This is a genomic window from Mesoplasma chauliocola (assembly GCF_002290085.1).
In the GTDB taxonomy this organism is placed as follows: domain Bacteria; phylum Bacillota_I; class Bacilli_A; order Mycoplasmatales; family Mycoplasmataceae; genus Mesoplasma; species Mesoplasma chauliocola.
On sequence record NZ_CP023173.1, the window covers coordinates 56,353 to 73,541 of the forward strand.

Annotated in this window: 11 protein-coding genes and 1 riboswitch; of the genes, 9 read left to right on the forward strand and 2 right to left on the reverse strand. The window is 26.4% G+C overall.

Features of this window, described 5'->3' with window-relative positions; all coding sequences use genetic code 4:
- Window positions 1–80: 80 nt before the first annotated feature.
- From CK556_RS00205 to CK556_RS00225, 5 genes are all read left to right on the forward strand, one after another.
- Window positions 81–1,583: a PTS transporter subunit EIIB gene (locus CK556_RS00205; RefSeq protein WP_027875826.1), complete on the forward strand. Its 1,503-nt coding sequence runs from the start codon at window positions 81–83 to the stop codon at window positions 1,581–1,583.
- 16 nt (window positions 1,584–1,599) lie between these two features.
- Window positions 1,600–3,045 carry a glycoside hydrolase family 1 protein gene (locus CK556_RS00210; protein WP_027875825.1) on the forward strand — a complete coding sequence of 482 codons (1,446 nt, stop codon included), beginning with the start codon at window positions 1,600–1,602 and terminating at the stop codon, window positions 3,043–3,045.
- 195 nt (window positions 3,046–3,240) lie between these two features.
- Window positions 3,241–3,981, forward strand: coding sequence for a MurR/RpiR family transcriptional regulator (locus tag CK556_RS00215; protein ID WP_027875824.1), 741 nt, complete (start codon window positions 3,241–3,243; stop codon window positions 3,979–3,981).
- A gap of 102 nt (window positions 3,982–4,083) precedes the next feature.
- Complete coding sequence (locus CK556_RS00220) at window positions 4,084–6,642, forward strand: PTS sugar transporter subunit IIABC (protein ID WP_027875823.1); 2,559 nt, start codon at window positions 4,084–4,086, stop codon at window positions 6,640–6,642.
- Between the two features lie 13 nt (window positions 6,643–6,655).
- Complete coding sequence (locus CK556_RS00225) at window positions 6,656–8,107, forward strand: glycoside hydrolase family 1 protein (protein ID WP_027875822.1); 1,452 nt, start codon at window positions 6,656–6,658, stop codon at window positions 8,105–8,107.
- Window positions 8,108–8,921: 814 nt separating this feature from the next.
- Here CK556_RS00225 and CK556_RS00235 read toward each other — a convergent pair.
- Window positions 8,922–9,641, reverse strand: a complete 720-nt coding sequence (locus CK556_RS00235; protein WP_027875820.1) for a glucosamine-6-phosphate deaminase — start codon at window positions 9,639–9,641, stop codon at window positions 8,922–8,924.
- Between the two features lie 111 nt (window positions 9,642–9,752).
- Between CK556_RS00235 and CK556_RS00240 the strand changes: the two genes are divergently transcribed.
- The 3 genes from CK556_RS00240 to CK556_RS00250 all read left to right on the forward strand — a co-directional run bounded on the left by CK556_RS00240 (window position 9,753) and on the right by CK556_RS00250 (window position 14,674).
- Window positions 9,753–10,496, forward strand: a complete 744-nt coding sequence (locus tag CK556_RS00240) for a MurR/RpiR family transcriptional regulator (RefSeq protein WP_027875819.1) — start codon at window positions 9,753–9,755, stop codon at window positions 10,494–10,496.
- A gap of 94 nt (window positions 10,497–10,590) precedes the next feature.
- A complete protein-coding gene (locus CK556_RS00245) occupies window positions 10,591–13,221 on the forward strand; it encodes a PTS glucose transporter subunit IIABC (RefSeq protein ID WP_027875818.1) in 2,631 nt (876 codons plus the stop codon).
- A gap of 1 nt (window position 13,222) precedes the next feature.
- On the forward strand, window positions 13,223–14,674 hold the full coding sequence (locus tag CK556_RS00250; protein WP_027875817.1) for a glycoside hydrolase family 1 protein: 1,452 nt from the start codon (window positions 13,223–13,225) through the stop codon (window positions 14,672–14,674).
- 32 nt (window positions 14,675–14,706) lie between these two features.
- Here the strand turns inward: CK556_RS00250 and CK556_RS00255 are convergent, their stop codons facing one another.
- The gene (locus CK556_RS00255; RefSeq protein WP_027875816.1) at window positions 14,707–15,360 is read right to left on the reverse strand and encodes an energy-coupled thiamine transporter ThiT; all 654 of its coding nucleotides are present in this window, start codon (window positions 15,358–15,360) and stop codon (window positions 14,707–14,709) included.
- Between the two features lie 33 nt (window positions 15,361–15,393).
- Window positions 15,394–15,482: riboswitch (TPP riboswitch) on the reverse strand.
- A 104-nt stretch (window positions 15,483–15,586) separates the two neighbouring features.
- Here CK556_RS00255 and metG point away from each other — a divergent pair.
- On the forward strand, window positions 15,587–17,116 hold the full coding sequence (metG, locus tag CK556_RS00260) for a methionine--tRNA ligase (protein WP_027875815.1): 1,530 nt from the start codon (window positions 15,587–15,589) through the stop codon (window positions 17,114–17,116).
- The last annotated feature ends 73 nt before the right edge of the window (window positions 17,117–17,189 follow it).

The window sequence follows — 17,189 nt, forward strand, 5'->3', positions numbered from 1 at the left end:
AAAAATAAACTAGTTTATTTTTATATTCATTTTGTTATATTACAGGTCAATAAATAGGTTAAATATAATTAGGAGGTAAAATGAAGTTCACTAAAGAAAATATGTTATTTCTTGTAGATAAAATAGGCGGAAAAGAAAATCTTGTTAGTGTTAGTCATTGTATTTCAAGATTAAGGTTGAAGTTAAGTGATTTTGAAAAAATTAATTTTGAAGAAATAAGAAAACAAACTTGATGTAAAGGTGTTTTAGTTGTTGGAACAGAATTGCAAATTGTAATCGGAACAGAAGTTGAAAAATTTTATAAACTTTTTGTAAAAACAATTCAATTTAAAACTGCAAATGATGATGAACTTAAAGCTGAAGTTCATAATAAATCTTTTATAAGTTTTGTTTCATCAATTTTTAGCCCGCTAATGATTCTTTTAGTTGTCTATGTTATGTGAGAGATGATTCGCACACCAATTCATTATTCTGCTATTCAAAGTAATATTTCAAATTTAAAAGAAATTGATAGTATCTTAGGATTTATATCAAAAGGATTAAGTTGGTTTATAGTTATAGCTGTTTGTTGAAGTGTTTTTAATGTAATGAATGGCACACCAATTCTAGGTATTGCAATTGGAGCAATTTTAATTAACCCAATTCTTATTCCATTATCAGACTTAGACATTAAACAAGGGCAAACAATATTTGATTCTTTAAATCAATATGGCTGAAAAATATTTGGTAGTGCAACATTTCCTTGAAAAATTTCTTTTGAAGGATTAATTGTTCCGATGATATTTGTAGGTATTATTGGAGTTTATATTGAAAGAGCAATGAATAAAATAAATTTTGGTTCAATGAGAATGCTTTTTCAACCAATGATAGTTGTTTCATCAACAATTCTTATAACAATGTTTACAATAGCACCGGCTGGTTTAATATTAGTTCATTATATGTATATGGCTTTTAATTTCTTAATGACAAACTATGTAACTAAATATATATTTTCTCCAATATTAGGAATGATGTATAGCCCACTTATAACACTTGGTCTTCATAGGCTAATAACACCATTTTTAATTCAAGACATAACTAGATATAATGGAAGTTTCATTTTAGGTTTAATGATAATTTCTAATATATGTGTTGCTATTGGTTGCTTAACTTTTGGTTTTTTGAACAAAAATTGTAAAGATATTAAAAAAGTAGCTTATGCAAATGGAGCGTCAGCATTTATTGTAGGCGTAACTGAGCCAGCTGTTTATTCAATCTCATTAAAGTATAAATACCCATTAATTGCTTCATCAATTGGTGCATACTTTGGTTGTTTGTTGTATGCTTCAGCCGGAGTCTGAACATCAGCTTCGCCTTTTGGAATAATGGGACTTGTAGGTTTTCTTTCTTTTACCCCTGATGGAATTAATATTGATCAATGACAAGGAGGCTCAATTCTATGAGGACCTTTAAGTGTTTTAACCGGAATTATAGTATCTTGTTTAATTACAATAATATTAAGTAAGTTTAAATATTTTAAAAAAATAACAAATCAAATTCTTTTTCAAGAATATGGTTATGTTCCAAAAATTAATAAATATTAATATGAAAAGGAAAAATATGAAAAAAATAGATAAAAGTATAATGTTGGGAACTTCTATTTCAGCAAATCAAGCAGAAGGTTCTTGAAATATTAATGGAAAAGGTCTTTCTATAGCTGAGATGAGAAGATTTAATCCAGCGCTAGACCAAAAAGATATTAATACTGAAAGAAAAATGACAAAAGAGAAAATTGAAGAGGCACTTAATAAAAATTCAAAGTATTTTTATCCCAAAAAAGAGGGCATAGATTTTTACAAAAATTACAAAGAAGATATTAAGTTAATTGCTGATATGAAAAATGATTGTTTTAGAACATCTATTGCATGAACAAGAATTTTTCCAAATGGAGATGAAATTATACCAAATGAAGAGGGTTTAAAATTTTATGATAATTTAATCGATGAATTATTAAAAAATAATATAGAACCCATCATAACTATTTCACACTATGAAATGCCGTATTATTTAGTTGATAAATTTGGGGGATGAAAAAATCGTAAGTTAATTGATTTTTATATTAGTTATGCAAAAACTTTGTTATTAAGGTATAAAGATAAAGTTAAATACTGAATCCCATTTAATGAATTAAATGCTGCTAACTATAGTGTTTGAGCTGGTGCAGGATTAAGAGATGATGAACATGAAAATATTTTAGGACTATCAATATATGCTTTACATAATATTTTTATTGCTAATGCTTCAATTATTAAAGAAGGCAAAAAAATTAATTCGAATTTTAAATTTGGTTCAATGGTAGCAACCTTGCTGTCATATGCAGATGATTCAAACCCTTTAACAGTATTGAAAGCAGATAAAGATCAACAAATGAAAATTTATGCATATTTTGATGTTTTACATAGAGGAGCATATGCGAATTATGCGTTAAAACTTTATAAGTCTTTTGGAATAGATTTAAATATAACAAACGAAGACAAAATTTTGCTAAAAGAAAATACATGTGATTTTATAGGTTTTAGCTATTATATGTCTGGAGTTATTAGTTTAGCAAACGAATCATTGACTGAAGGAAATTTGGTTAAAGTTGGTAAAAATAAACATCTTGAAGAAAATGAATGAGGATGACAAATTGATCCTGTTGGTTTGAGAATTTTAATGAATAGATTATATGATAGATATCAACAACCATTGTTTATTCTTGAAAATGGAGTTGGTTTCAAAGAAGAGAACCCAAATCTTGTAATGATCAATGATGATTATAGAATTTCATATTTAAAATCTCATTTGGAACAAGTTCAAAAAGCAGTTGAAGACGGTGTTGAGTGCATTGGATATACAATGTGAAGCCCATTTGATATTGTTTCACATGGAACAAGTGAAATGAGTAAAAGATATGGACTAATTTATGTTGACCAAGATGATTATGGAAAAGGAACTAAAAAAAGAATTCCCAAAAAATCATATTATTGATACAAAGAACTTTGTGAAACAAGAGAAATAAAGTAAAAAAATGGGGTATCCCATTTTTTACTTTACTTTTGTATTAATAACGTAAAGTTCTTGGATATTAAAATATAAATTGAAAAGAGAGGCATTTAGCATTTTATAAATTACGCTTCTGTACTCGATCTTGAATTAATAAAAAGAAATTCTTTAATATAAATAAGAATGGAACTATAATAATAAAAAGGAGTTGAAAGTATGGAATCTGTTTATGATAAATTAGAAGATTTTATAAATAATAATCAAAAAAATAGTTCATTTAAATTAATAGCTGTAAATTTAATCGAACTTTTTGACAAAGGTGATTTTATAAGTCAAAAAGAATTAGCTAAATTGTCTTATGTTGCAAATTCAACAATAACAAAATTTTCCCAAGTTCTAGGTTATTCAGGATATAAAGAATTACTTTTTACTTTAAAGCATGAATGAAATAAATATGGAAATGAAAAAACAGAAAATGGTATTAGCTCAAAAGAAATGCTATATTCAATGATAAACTGAGTAGAAGAAAACAATCATTTTGTAAAACAAATGTCAAAAGCTATTAAAAACTCAAAATGTGTTAAAATTTATAATTCATATCAAATAGGCAATTCAATTCGTTATTTTTATGAAACATTGATAGCATTAAATAAAAATCCGATTTTAATGAATAATGATTATCATTATTCGCAAGATCAGTGAGAAAATTCAGAAGTAGTAAATATTTTTATAGTTTGTGGAAAAGATAATAGAACTTTAGTTAGAGAATTATATTTAAATTTTAATAAGAGTGAAAACAATTTCCTAATAGTTTCAAAAATACAACAATCAAAAATTGATTTGAATTTTTCAGATTCATTAGTAATAGATTACAATTTTGATAACAGTAAGTCTATATATAGAAATATGGCATTAAATATTTTATTTTTATCGATATTTCAAGAAATTAATAATTAATATAAATTAAATTTCCAAAAATGGAAATTTTAATACTAAAAGCCCATAAGGGTTTATTTTTTTCTTTTAAATTAGAAAATATTCTAGAAAGGAATTAAAAATATGGAAATAAAAATTTATGCTCCAGTTGATTGTGAAATTCTAAGTATTGATAAATGTTCAGATTCTACTTTTTCGCAAAAACTTTTAGGTGATGGTTTTTTAGTCAAACCTAAAATGGGCAATTTCTCATTACCCTTTGATGAAGCAAATGTTGTGATGGTTTTTGATACAAAACATGCATATGGTTTTGACATAGAAGGTCTTGGCATTCTAATCCACTGTGGACTTGAAACAGTCAATTTAAATGGTGAACCTTTTAAAACTTTATTAGAGCCAAATCAGAAAATTATTAAAGGGAAAAAGATATTTGATGTAGATCTTAAATTGTTAAAGGATAAAAAGATTTCATCAGAAACTCCAATTGTATTTGACAAAAAAATAACTATAAACAACTTTAAAGAAGGAAATTATAAAAAAGGTGATTTAGTTTGTACAGTTACTTTTGTTAAAGAAAAAGCTGAATTAAAAAATGAAATTCCTAAACTTAATAGTTTTGAATCAAAATATTTAGTTGCAGCAAAACAGTTTATTCAAAATGTTGGAGGTTTTGAAAATTTTAGCGATGTTTATAATTGCATGACTAGATTGAGATTTAAAATTAATGATAAATCAAAAGTGTCAATTAAGGAAATTTCACAAAATGAACTTGTTAAAGGAACAGTTTGAAACGGTTCAGAATTACAAGTAATTATAGGTGGAGAATGTTATAAGGTTAAAGACGAAATTATTAATCTAAAAAATAATCCCAATTATGAAGTAACTTCAGAAAAAAAGGAAGTTTTTATAAAACCTAAAATGTCAAAAAGATTCTTAGCTGCTGTAACAGGAATTATGACTCCACAAATTCCAACTCTTATGGCTGTTGCACTGTTAGCTGCAACTCAGGCACTTTTAGTTTCATTAAATATAATACCTGATGCATCTCAAATGCCAAATGCAGCGGATGCAGGTCTATTTCCAGCAACTATATATATATTAAGCAAAGTAGGATTTAGCTTAATGGGTGTGCTGTTTTGTATATCAACAGCTAAATACTTTAAGGGCAATGTTATCATGGCAGCCTTGATTGGTTTGACAATTACATCTAGAATGCTTTTCTCAGGTGAAGTGATTGATATTGAAACTGCTAAATTTGGTGATTGAACACAATCAGATGTTGCAGGACCAGGTTGACTTTTATTTAAAATAGGTAGTTTTCCAATATTGGTAAAAGGATATGAAGGAAGTGTTCTTCCATTTATAGCGGCAGCTATTTTAATGGTTTATTTAGATAACTGAATTAAGTCTTGAATTAACCCTACTGTAGATATCATATTTAGACCTTTCTTAGTTTATACAGCAGTTTCTGTAGCAACACTATTTATATTTGGTCCTGCACTAGGAATGGTTGAATTTGGATTAAGTCAAATTTGTATTCTATTTGAAAAAATACCACTTGGATTAGGGATTGCTCTTTTTGCAATGCTTTGACAAGTTATGGTCTTAAGTGGAGTACATGTGGCCGTAATTATGAGCATAATGATTGGAACATTATTTCAATCACCTGTTGTTCCCACTTCATTAGATATAGCGACTGCTATTGGTTCTTTTGGGCAAGTTGGCGCAGCAATTGGTTTAATATTTGTAACAAGAAACTCGCAATTAAAAAATTATACAACTGGTTGTCTTGCTGCTGGGTTTTTAGGTATAAGTGAACCTATAATTTATGGAGCAACTTTACCAAAGATTAGACCATTCATTGGTGGATGTATTGGCGCAGGTATAGGTGGTTGATTATTAGGTTTATTAAATATAAAAGCATCAGTTGTTTCTGGTCTTGGAGTATTTTCAATAACAGCCGTTTCTGGTTTTGCTGATCAAGCGTTGTTTATTTTATGTTGAGTTGTTACAATAGCAACCGGGGCCTTATTTACAATTCTTTTATATTCAGAAAAATGAGATGAATATAAATATTCTAAAAAACAATTTAGAAAAATTAATAAAATATTATTACCAATATTTAAAAATAAAAATGAAGATTTAAATTTAATAAAAGAGAAATTAAATAAAATTGAAAATGTTTATTTAGAAGAAGTTCAAAAAAACAAATCATTGTTTAACAAATATTACAAATACTTTATTTTAAAAACTAAGTATGAATCTAAAACAAATTTATTAATTCAAAAAGAAGAAAAAATAAAAAGAAAGCTTTATAACAATGCTGAAAGAATGTTAAGTAAAGAAAAAGTTGATAAAGTAAAATTAAATAAAGCGATAATTAAATCTAATGATTTTAATCTAGATAAAGAAAAAAATGAAATTAACAAAAAATTAATTGAGTTAAAAAATTTAAATAGTGAAATGATTTCTGAGTATAATGAAATGATAAAAAATTTAACTATTAGTTCTGAAAAAGCATTAAATGATCTTGCTAAATTATCAAGATTTGAAGAGATTACAAAATTCAAAACTAATATGCATAATGCCATTAATTCAGTTGAAATTAATTTTGGAGTTATAGACGAGCAAGAACAACTATTTAACAAACAAGATAGATTAAAAGCAAAAACTTTTAATTAAAATGGAGAAAGAAATGAAATTTATTAAAGATGATTTTTTATGAGGTGGAGCAACAAGTGCTGGACAAATTGAAGGTGCCTGAAATAAAAATATGAAGTCACCGACTTTACTTGATGTATCACCTTTTAATTCTGAAATAGACAGAAAAGAAATGCAAATTTCTTCTAAAACGAAAAATGAATATTTAAAAAACCTTGAAGTTATTGAAGATTATAAGTTTCCAAAAAGATTGGGTATCAATTTTTATGATAAGTATAAAGAAGATATTGCTTTATTTAAAGAAGCAGGAATGAACATTTATAGAATGTCAATTGCTTGATCAAGAATTTTTCCAAATGGAAATGAACAACAACCAAATGTTGAGGGACTTCAGTTTTACAAAAATGTTTTTGAAGAGTGTAAAAAAAATGGATTAAAAATAATGGTCACAATGCAACATTTTGATGTTCCAATTCCAATAATGACAAAATACGGGGGATGAGTTAATAAAAAAGTAATTGATTTATATTTAAAGTATGCAGAAGTGCTTTTTAAAGAATTTTATGAGGATGTTGATTTTTGATTACCCTTTAATGAAATAGATATTGCCATATGAGCTCCTGAATTAGGAATTGGAATTTTTAAATCTGATTATTCAGAAGATCAAAAAAGTTTGGTTTCTGCAAGTTATCAAGGTTTACATAATCAATTTGTTGCTCAAGCCAAAACAATTGAATTAGCTAAAAAAATATCAGATAAAATAAAAATTGGATGTATGCTAGCAAATTCAACAACTTATGCAATAGATTGTAAACCAGAAAATGTAATGGAAAACCTAAAAATGCAACAATTTTCAAGGTGATTCTATTATGATGTTATGGCTAGAGGGGAATACCCAAAATACATTAAAAGACACTTTTCAGAAAATAACATTTTATTAGATATTACTTCTGAAGAATTAGAAATTATAAAAAATAATACTATTGAATACATAACTTTTAGTTACTATATGACTGGGACAGTTTCAAAAGACAAAATTAAAAAAGCAAACGCTAATTTACATGACATAGGAGAAAACCCGTTTTTAGAGTCTACTGAATGAGGGTGACAAATTGATCCGATAGGTTTAAGAATAACATTAAATGAAATATGAGATAGATATCAACTACCTATTTTTATTTCTGAAAACGGAATAGGTGTTGTTGAAACATTAAATAGTTCTCAAACTGTTGAAGATGATTACAGAATAAAATATCTAAAAGAACATATTATTCAAATTAATGAAGCCTTGAAAGACGGAGTTGACGTATTTGGCTATACAATGTGAACTCCAATTGATGTAGTTTCAGCTTCAACTTGTGAAATGTCAAAAAGATATGGATTAATTTTTGTAGATTATGATGATTATCACAATGGAACTGGAAAAAGATTTAAGAAAAAATCTTATCACTGATTCCAAAACTTTATGAAAACTAAAGAATTATAAAATAATAATCAAGTACATAAAATTAAAATTGGGAGTGCAACACTTCTAACCTAATGTCTCATAAAATTTCTGAGTTGATTTGTAGTTCAGAATTTCACGAGACATTTTATTTATTTGATTTAATATTTTGGTATACAATAATATATCTAACTCTATTAAATAAAATTATAGTATTACAAAAGAGAAACAAAATAAACTTTTGAATAAGCTTTACATTTTTTCCAACTAGTCCAATTCTAAAATTCTTCTTTGCAATGACACCGTATAATTTAGCAGAATATTATTTAGTATTTAAAGTATTAACTAAATTGCTTTTAACCAAGAAGGTGGCAGAACAACAATTATTAAAGTATCAACTTGCAATTTAACTTTATTCAACTAGGTTTTGTATGATCACTAATAATTAAAAATGGCTTTGATAAAAAATCACAGAAAAGAACACTAATTTAACTAATAGTTAGTATTTTGTTATTCCTATATTATTGGTTAATCTTCAATTATATATTCAGAATAATAATTACTATATACAACAACTAATTGATTATTGATTGAATTTTTATAACATGTTTGTAAGCATGCATAAATACTTATTTTATTTTCACTTGATTCAAATTATTTGAAAAGTTATTTTTTCTAATTATTTTTAATATTTTTAACTTTTTCAAAGGACCAATGGAAATAGGTTTCAAATCATTTGCACAATTTAAATTAATAAAACACAAAAAAAGATGCAATTTTGCATCTTTTTTAATATCTTATTTAATATTTACTTTTTTGGTATCCCTACACAATACCCATTTTTTTAAATTCTTTTTTATGCTTTTGCTATACTATTTGCTTCCTCGTCTAATATTAATGTAAAGAAGGGATGTAAAGTTAAAATTGTTGAAGGTACTTCTTCTATAACTGGACCATTAATTATTTGGTCAATTACTTCAGCTTTTCCTTTACCATTTGCAATCATTATAATATTTCTAACTGCCATTATATCTCTTGGACCCATTGTTACAAATTGGTCAGCAAATAAATTTAAATCTAATTTAGGAACACTAATATTATTTTCAAGATCTATATTATTGATCAATCTTGTTCTATCACCAAATTTTGTAACACCTGACATATTTCCGCAAAAATGGCCATCAGTTCCGATTCCTAAAAGAATTAAATCAAGTCCGCCATCTTTTTCTAATTGAGCAATGTGCTCTTTATAGTTAAGAACATTTAGCTGGTGAATTTGTTCTTTATTAATATTTATATGCTTAAAGAACAATTCTGTTAAGTCTTTAAAAGTGATTCCTGTTGTTAAGTCGTTTCTTAAAGGAACTTCATCAAAATTATAAAAATGTAATTTTTCAATGTAGTCTAAGTCATTTATTATAGAGATTATTTTCTCATAGAATAATTTAGGGCTTTTTCCTCCGGTTACAGAAACATTAATTCTTTTTTTATTTTTATTTTGTTCAAGTATATTAATGAATGATTTAATAGCTTCATCAGTCATTGCTTCATAGTTTTTAGTTTTAATTATATTCATAATATCTCCTTGTTGTATATAATAAATATAAAGCTTAATATTTGAAAATAATTCTTTTCTGAAATTTAATAAACTACTTTCTAAATTTAAAATTTTTTAAAGGAGATTGATATGGAAAATTTTTACGAAAAATTAGAATACTTATCAAAAGGATATGTTGATTCGGCATATAGAAATTTAAGTTCTAGTTTGCTTAATTCCATAGGCTCTGGAAAATTCTTAAAATCAAAGGAATTAGCAGAAGAATGTTTTGTAAGTGAATCAACTATTACAAAATTTTCAAAGTTTTTAGGTTTTTCAGGATATAGAGAACTTTTATTTCATTTAAAAAATGATCATGATGCTTTTTTTGCTTTAAAGAAAAATGCAAAAAATAAAAGTTTTCAAGATCTTGAGCGTTGGGTTGAAACTAAAGAAAATTTTATTGAAAAACTTTCCAAAGAATTAGTTAAAAAAGAAATTGTTGTAAACATATTCAGGTCATATCAGCTTACTGAAGTTGCTGAATTAATAAATATGGCACTTTTAAATTTGAAAATAGAATCTAGAGTTTTGAATCATAATAATTTATTTAATGGATCAAAAAAAAATTATAATAAAAGAAATATAAATTTAATATTTTTTTCAGGAAGAGACAACGACACCTTAGAAATGTTTGTAAAAAAATATGAAATAAGTTTGAATAAGGAAGACTTAAAACATAACAATTTTTTAATTATAAGCGAAAGACAAAAAAACAAAATAGATATAAAAAGCAATACAATAACTTTTACAAATGATCATTCGCAGTTTGATAGAAGTATGCAAATAATGATGCTCTTTTATAACATAAGAAATAAAATACAAGACAAGTAAACTACTTTACAAAAAGTAAGTCTTGTTTTTTTTTTTTTTTAATGAGAAAAACAAGACTATATATTGGAAAATATTCTAGAAAGGAATTAAAAATATGGAAATAAAAATTTATGCTCCAGTCGATTGTTTTGCAAAAGAAATGTCTAAATGTTCAGACCCTACATTTGCAAATAAAATGCTAGGGGATGGTATAGTTATTGAACCTAAAAGTAATAAGTTTATTTCTCCATTTGAGAATGCAACATGTAGTTTAGTATTCGATACAAAACATGCTTATGGTTTTAAAGTTAAAAATTGCGAATTTCTTGTTCATTCAGGAATTGATACTGTTAATTTGAATGGTGAGCCATTTAACACAAAATTAAAACCAGGAATGAATATTAAAAAGGGCGAAGAAATATTTTCTGTAGATTTAAAAAAAATAATAAAAAAAGGCTTATCAACTGAAACACCTATTATTTTTACTAGTACAAATAAAGATTTAAGAATAAAAAACTTTAAAGAAGGAAATTATAGTCAGGGTGAATTAATTTGTACTTTTGAGATTAGTGAAAGTAAAAAAGTCAATGAGGAAAATCAAAGTGTAATAAATTTAGAAACTTATTTCGGAGCTGCAAATAAATATGCTCAAGCAGCCTATGATTTAAACAAAATGGTTGGTTCAAATGGGAACTATTCAGATGTTTATAATTGTATGACTCGTTTAAGATTCAAAATACTTGATAAAACAAAGGTTCAAGAAAATCAAATTAAAGAACATAAAATGGTTAAAGGTTTAATTTGAAATGGTGATGAATTGCAAATTATAATTGGTCAAGATGTTTATAAAGTTAAAGATGAAGTTTCAAAATTACTTTTAACTGAAAAAACAACAAAAACAAAACAGCCAATGTTTAAGAGAGCATTATCAACTTTTGCAGGTATTATGGTACCATTAATTCCTGTATTTATTGGGGCAGGTATAATTCAAGCACTAATAGGTGTTTTTACATTATTCAATATAATGCCCGTATTTGATGTTACACAAAACGGATTAGAACAAATAATGAATGTTAAGGGTTGAGATATTGCATGACTAATATTATTTGCCATGGGAAAAACAACAACTACATTTTTGGGGGTGTTAATAGCCGCTTCAGCTGCAAAGTTCTTTAAATTAAGAATGGTTATTGGAGTCTCCCTAGGAATTATTATGTGTTCGCCTTTATTATATTTAGGCGGCGGGTCATCTGGAATGGGTGGATCATGAACTCTATTTACTTTAGGGAAAGTAACAGTTTCGAACCCTGAGTTACAAGTTCTTTTTGATAAATGACTTACAATTGTAATCACTCCAGCTAATTTAAAAATATTTGTTATGATTTTTTTAATATGAGTAGCTAAGAAATTAGACGATTGGGTTAATTCTTGAATTAACCCATTATTTGAGCTAACAATTAGATCATTCTTAGTATTCTTAATTGCTGGAGCATTGGGATTTGGGATATTTATTCCAATTTGAAACTTCATTGAAGGATTCTTGGGAGTTGTTATGTACTTTATTGGAAAACTTCCTTTTGGATTAGGTTTAGGAATTTATACAGCAATATGACAAATAGCTGTTGTTTTTGGTATTCATATTGCATTTGCAATTGTTGCAATGATTCAATCATTAACAAGTATTGCTTCAGGGCAAGGAGGATATGCTATATTTAGTCCAGGGCAATCAATATCAGTATATGCACAATTAGGAGCCTTAATTGGATTAATAATAGTAACAAAAAACAAGCAATTAAAAAGAACAGCAATTTCAATGGTTCCGGTTGGTTTCTTAGGGATAACAGAACCAATAATTTATGGTATTAATCTTCAAAAAAAACAATTGTTCCTATCAGGTATTCTAGGTGCCTTTATTGCAGGTACATTTGCAGGTGCCGTTGGAGTAACAGGTAGAGTTGGTACAGGACTTGGCATATTTGAGGCAATAGGATTTTTTCAATATACAATATATGATCCAACAGGGTCAATAGCACAATCAACTGGTCAGTTATCAGCATTGGGTAATGGTTTATTATATTTAGCGGCTTGTGCAATTGCATTAGGTACAGGTATATTATTTGCAGCTCTTTCATACAAGGAGAGACCAAGTGAAAAATATGCAGTTAAATCAATTAATAAAAAAATATTTAATTTAATTAATAAAAATGAAAATTTAGATATTGAAGAAAGAAAAAAAATAATAAAAAAATTAGAAAAAGATTTAAATGTTATTTCAAAAGAAGATGAGAAACAAATAAAAGATGTTGAAAAACAAATATTAGATCTAATAAAAATAAAATCTGAAATATCTGCGCTAGAAGAAAAAGATAGTAAAGTCAATACAAAATTAATTCTTAAAGGTAAAAAGGCAATCAAAAAATCAAATGAAGAAAAAGCCCTTGAAATTTATAATATCATTGAAAACTCACCAAGAATAAAAAAAATTGAAATGTTATCTAAAGAAGTTTCAATCGCAGACAAAGCAATTGAAATAGATAAAATTAATAAAATTATAGATGCTAAAAAAGAAAAAATACAAAAAACTTTAGGCGAAGTTAAGTTATTTGATAAAAAGGACTTAACTTTAATGATGAATAATTATGAAGAAGCTTTAAGTTCGCTATTTATAGCTTACAAAATCAAAGAACCTGCAAAGCAAGAAAACAAATATATTTTTAAAAACAAAAGACAAGTAAAAGAGGTATAAAATGAAATTTATTAAAAAAGATTTCCTGTGAGGAGGAGCTACTTCAGCTTCACAAGTAGAGGGAGCATATGATGTTGACGGAAAATCGTTAACCATTGCTGAAATGAGACCTTTTAACCCAAACTTAGATAGAAAAAGTGTTCATGAATTAAACAACTATACTCGTAAAGATTATGAAAAATCAATTGAAAACAAAGAGAGACTACACTATCCAAAAAGAATAGGTATAGATTTTTACCACAGATACAAAGAAGACATTGCTTTATTTAAAGAAGCAGGAATGAACATTTATAGAATGTCAATTGCTTGATCAAGAATTTTTCCTAATGGTGATGAAAAAGAACCAAACAAACAAGGTTTAAAATTTTATAAAGAAGTTTTTGAAGAATGTAAAAAAAATGGAATGGAAGTTATGCTAACTATTCAACATTATGATGTTCCATATCCAATAGCAAAAAAATATGGTGGTTGATCAAATAAGCAAGTAATTAATTTATTTGTTAAATTTGCGACTGTCATTATGAAAGAATATAAGGATTTAGTTAAATACTGATTACCTTTTAATGAAATCAATGTAGCACCATTAGCTCCTACAACAGGTTTAGGAATTTTCAGAGAAAACTTTAGCTCTGAAAAAGAATATATGAATGCAGCATATCAAGGTTTACATAATCAATTTTATGCTCAAGCTAAGGTTATTGAGATTGCAAAAACAATTTCTAGCAACATTAAAATGGGGTGCATGGTTGCAAATATGACAACTTATTCATCAGATTGTAATCCCGTTAACATTTGAGAAAATTTATCTAGCCAACAAATGCAAAGATACTTCTATTATGATGTTATGTTAAAAGGAGAATATCCAACATATTCAAAAAGATACTTTGAAGAAAAGGGAATTAAATTTGAAGCAACTCCAGAGGAATTAAAAGTAATTAAAGAAAATAATGTTGAATATATAACTTTTAGTTACTACATGACTTCAACAGTTTCAAAAGAATTAAAAGATGCTGCTGGGGGCAATTTAATGTTGGGTGGCAAAAATCCTTTCTTAAAAGCTACTGAATGAGGATGACAAATTGACCCAATAGGTTTAAGAATTACTTTAAATCAATTATGAGATAGATATCAAGTACCATTATTTATTTCTGAAAACGGAATAGGTGTTGTTGAACAGTTAGATAAAAATAAAACTGTTGAAGATGATTATAGAATAGAATATCTAGCTAAACATTTTGAACAAATAAACGAAGCAATTAAAGACGGGGTTGATGTATTTGGCTATACAATGTGAACTCCAATTGACGTTGTAAGTTTATCAACAAATGAAATGTCAAAAAGATATGGTTTAATCTTTGTTGATTATGATGATTATCATAAAGGAACAGGGGATAGATTTAAGAAAAAATCTTTTACATGATTCCAAGAATTTATGAAAACTAAGGAATTATAAAAAATTAAAAAAGTGCTTTGTTTAGCACTTTTTTAATACATCTTTTCTTTTAAAGGTTTTAAAGTATAACAAGTAATCGGAATTGTGATCAGATACAGAATTCAATCGAATATAGAATTAACAGCATTAACACTTATTGAATAGATTCACACTCCTTGCCCTTCTGGAGCATATTGTCCATAAAATAAAACTCCACCAAAAGTTTTAGATCAAAATCCTAGAAATACATAAATAGTTATTATTAAGATAAAAACTCATTGATGGACTATTCAAAACAAAACTACTTTCATGTTCTTTTTTGTTTTATTTCAAAATGAGTTATTTTCTAATTCATATTTTGGATTTATAACAAATTCTCTAGGAATAAATATACTACACAATGAGACTAACAATAATGGAATAAAATAATCAAAAATATAAGCTAAAGGGATTGCAGAATCATAATTAGCAGGCATAAAAAATGCTATTATTCCTGCAAGTATTACAACAATTAAAGTTCTAAGCCAGTCTGTATAACATGCTAAAACAAATAACGGAATAAATTGTAAATTTAATGTAATAAAAAATGGTGGTATTGTGTAACCAGCAATTAAATTTAAAACTAAGTACAATGAGAGCATCAATCCCATAACGGCTATGTCCTTAGTTCCAATTTTTTTGATTTTCAAATAAAAATATCTTTTCATGTAAAAGAACCTCCTACATAAAAAGACAGAATAACAAAATATTTTAGGACTTCCTACGCTAGTATTAACTAGATCAGGTTCTAAGAGTATTTCTCAAGCTTTCGCTACCTCTGCCTTCTTACAAGTTAATATTAACATGCATGACAAAAAAATATAAGTTAAACTTATTTTTAATTGTTTTTGATAAAATTATAAATAATTAGATTTATAGAAAGAGGTATCATATATGCCTAAAAAATTTTACGTAACAACACCAATTTATTATCCAAGTGGAAATTTACATATTGGACATGCTTATACAACAACACTTGCTGATATTTTGAAAAGATATAAAGACATGCAAGGTTATGAAACATATTTCTTAACTGGAAGCGATGAACATGGTCAAAAGATTGAACAAAAAGCTAACGAAGCTGGTCAAACTCCAATGGAATATTTAGAAGATAAAGTTGAGAGCTTCAAAACTCTTTGAAATGCATTGAAAATAGATTACACAAAGTTTATTAGAACTACTGATGAGTATCATGAAAAAACTGTTCAAAAAATTTTTAGTTTGCTTTTAGAAAATGGTTTTATCTACAAGGGAAACTATGAAGGGCTTTACTGTGTAAGCTGCGAAGAATTTCTTAACGCTGATCAAATTGATGAAAACAATATGTGTAAAATATCAAATACAAAATTGGAGTTAGTTAAAGAAGAAACATATTTTTTAAAAACATCTTTATTTCAAGACTTTATGGAAAATGAAGTTTTAGCAAGCGACTTTTTAATACCAGCTTATAGAAGAAACGAAATGCTAAATTCATTTGTTAAACCTGAATTAAAAGATTTATCAGTTACAAGAACTTCATTTTCATGGGGGATACCAATTAAAGAAAATCCTGATCATGTTGTATATGTTTGATTAGATGCTTTAACAAACTATATAACTGCTCTTGGATATATGCAAGAAGATCATACTAACTTTGATAAATTTTGAAATGATGAAAATACTGAAATTCTTCAATTGGCAGGAAAAGAGATTATTAGATTTCATTCAATTTACTGACCAATAATTTTAAAAGCATTAGATTTACGTCAACCAACACATCTATTAGGACATGGATGAATATTAAGCAAAGATACAAAAATGAGTAAATCTTTAGGTAATGTTATTGATCCTGTTGAGTTAATTAATGAGTATGGAGCAGACGCATTAAGATTTTATGTGGGTTATGAACTTCCAACAGAAAAAGACGGTAATTTTACAACAGAATTATTTATTGAATCTTTTAATGCTCATTTAGCAAATAATATAGGTAACTTAATTTCAAGAACAAACCAAATGATAAGCAAATACTTTGAAGGTTATTTAGATATAACAAATGTTAAATATGATAGTGAATTAATAATAAAAGGAAAAGAAACAATTGATCAATATATTATTAATATGGATCAATATAAAATTAGTGATGCTATAAGAAATATTTTAGATCTTGGTAATGTATGTAATAAATATATTGAAGAAAAAATGCCTTGAAATTTAGCTAAGGAAGAAAACTTTAATGAATTAAAAAATGTTATGGCAACATTGCAAAGAAGTTTAAGCATAATTGTTTATTTAATGAAACCTATACTTGTTGAAAATTATGAAAATATGATTGAGCAGATAGGTTTGGAAAATGTAAATCTTTCATTTGAAAAATTAAAAGAATGAAATGAAATTAATTTTAATAAATTAAATGACAAAAAAATAATTTTTAAAAGAGTAAACTAATGACTTAATAAGTCATTTTTATTTTTAAAAAGACTTTATTTCTTATTATCTTATGTGGTTTTGGTATTTATTA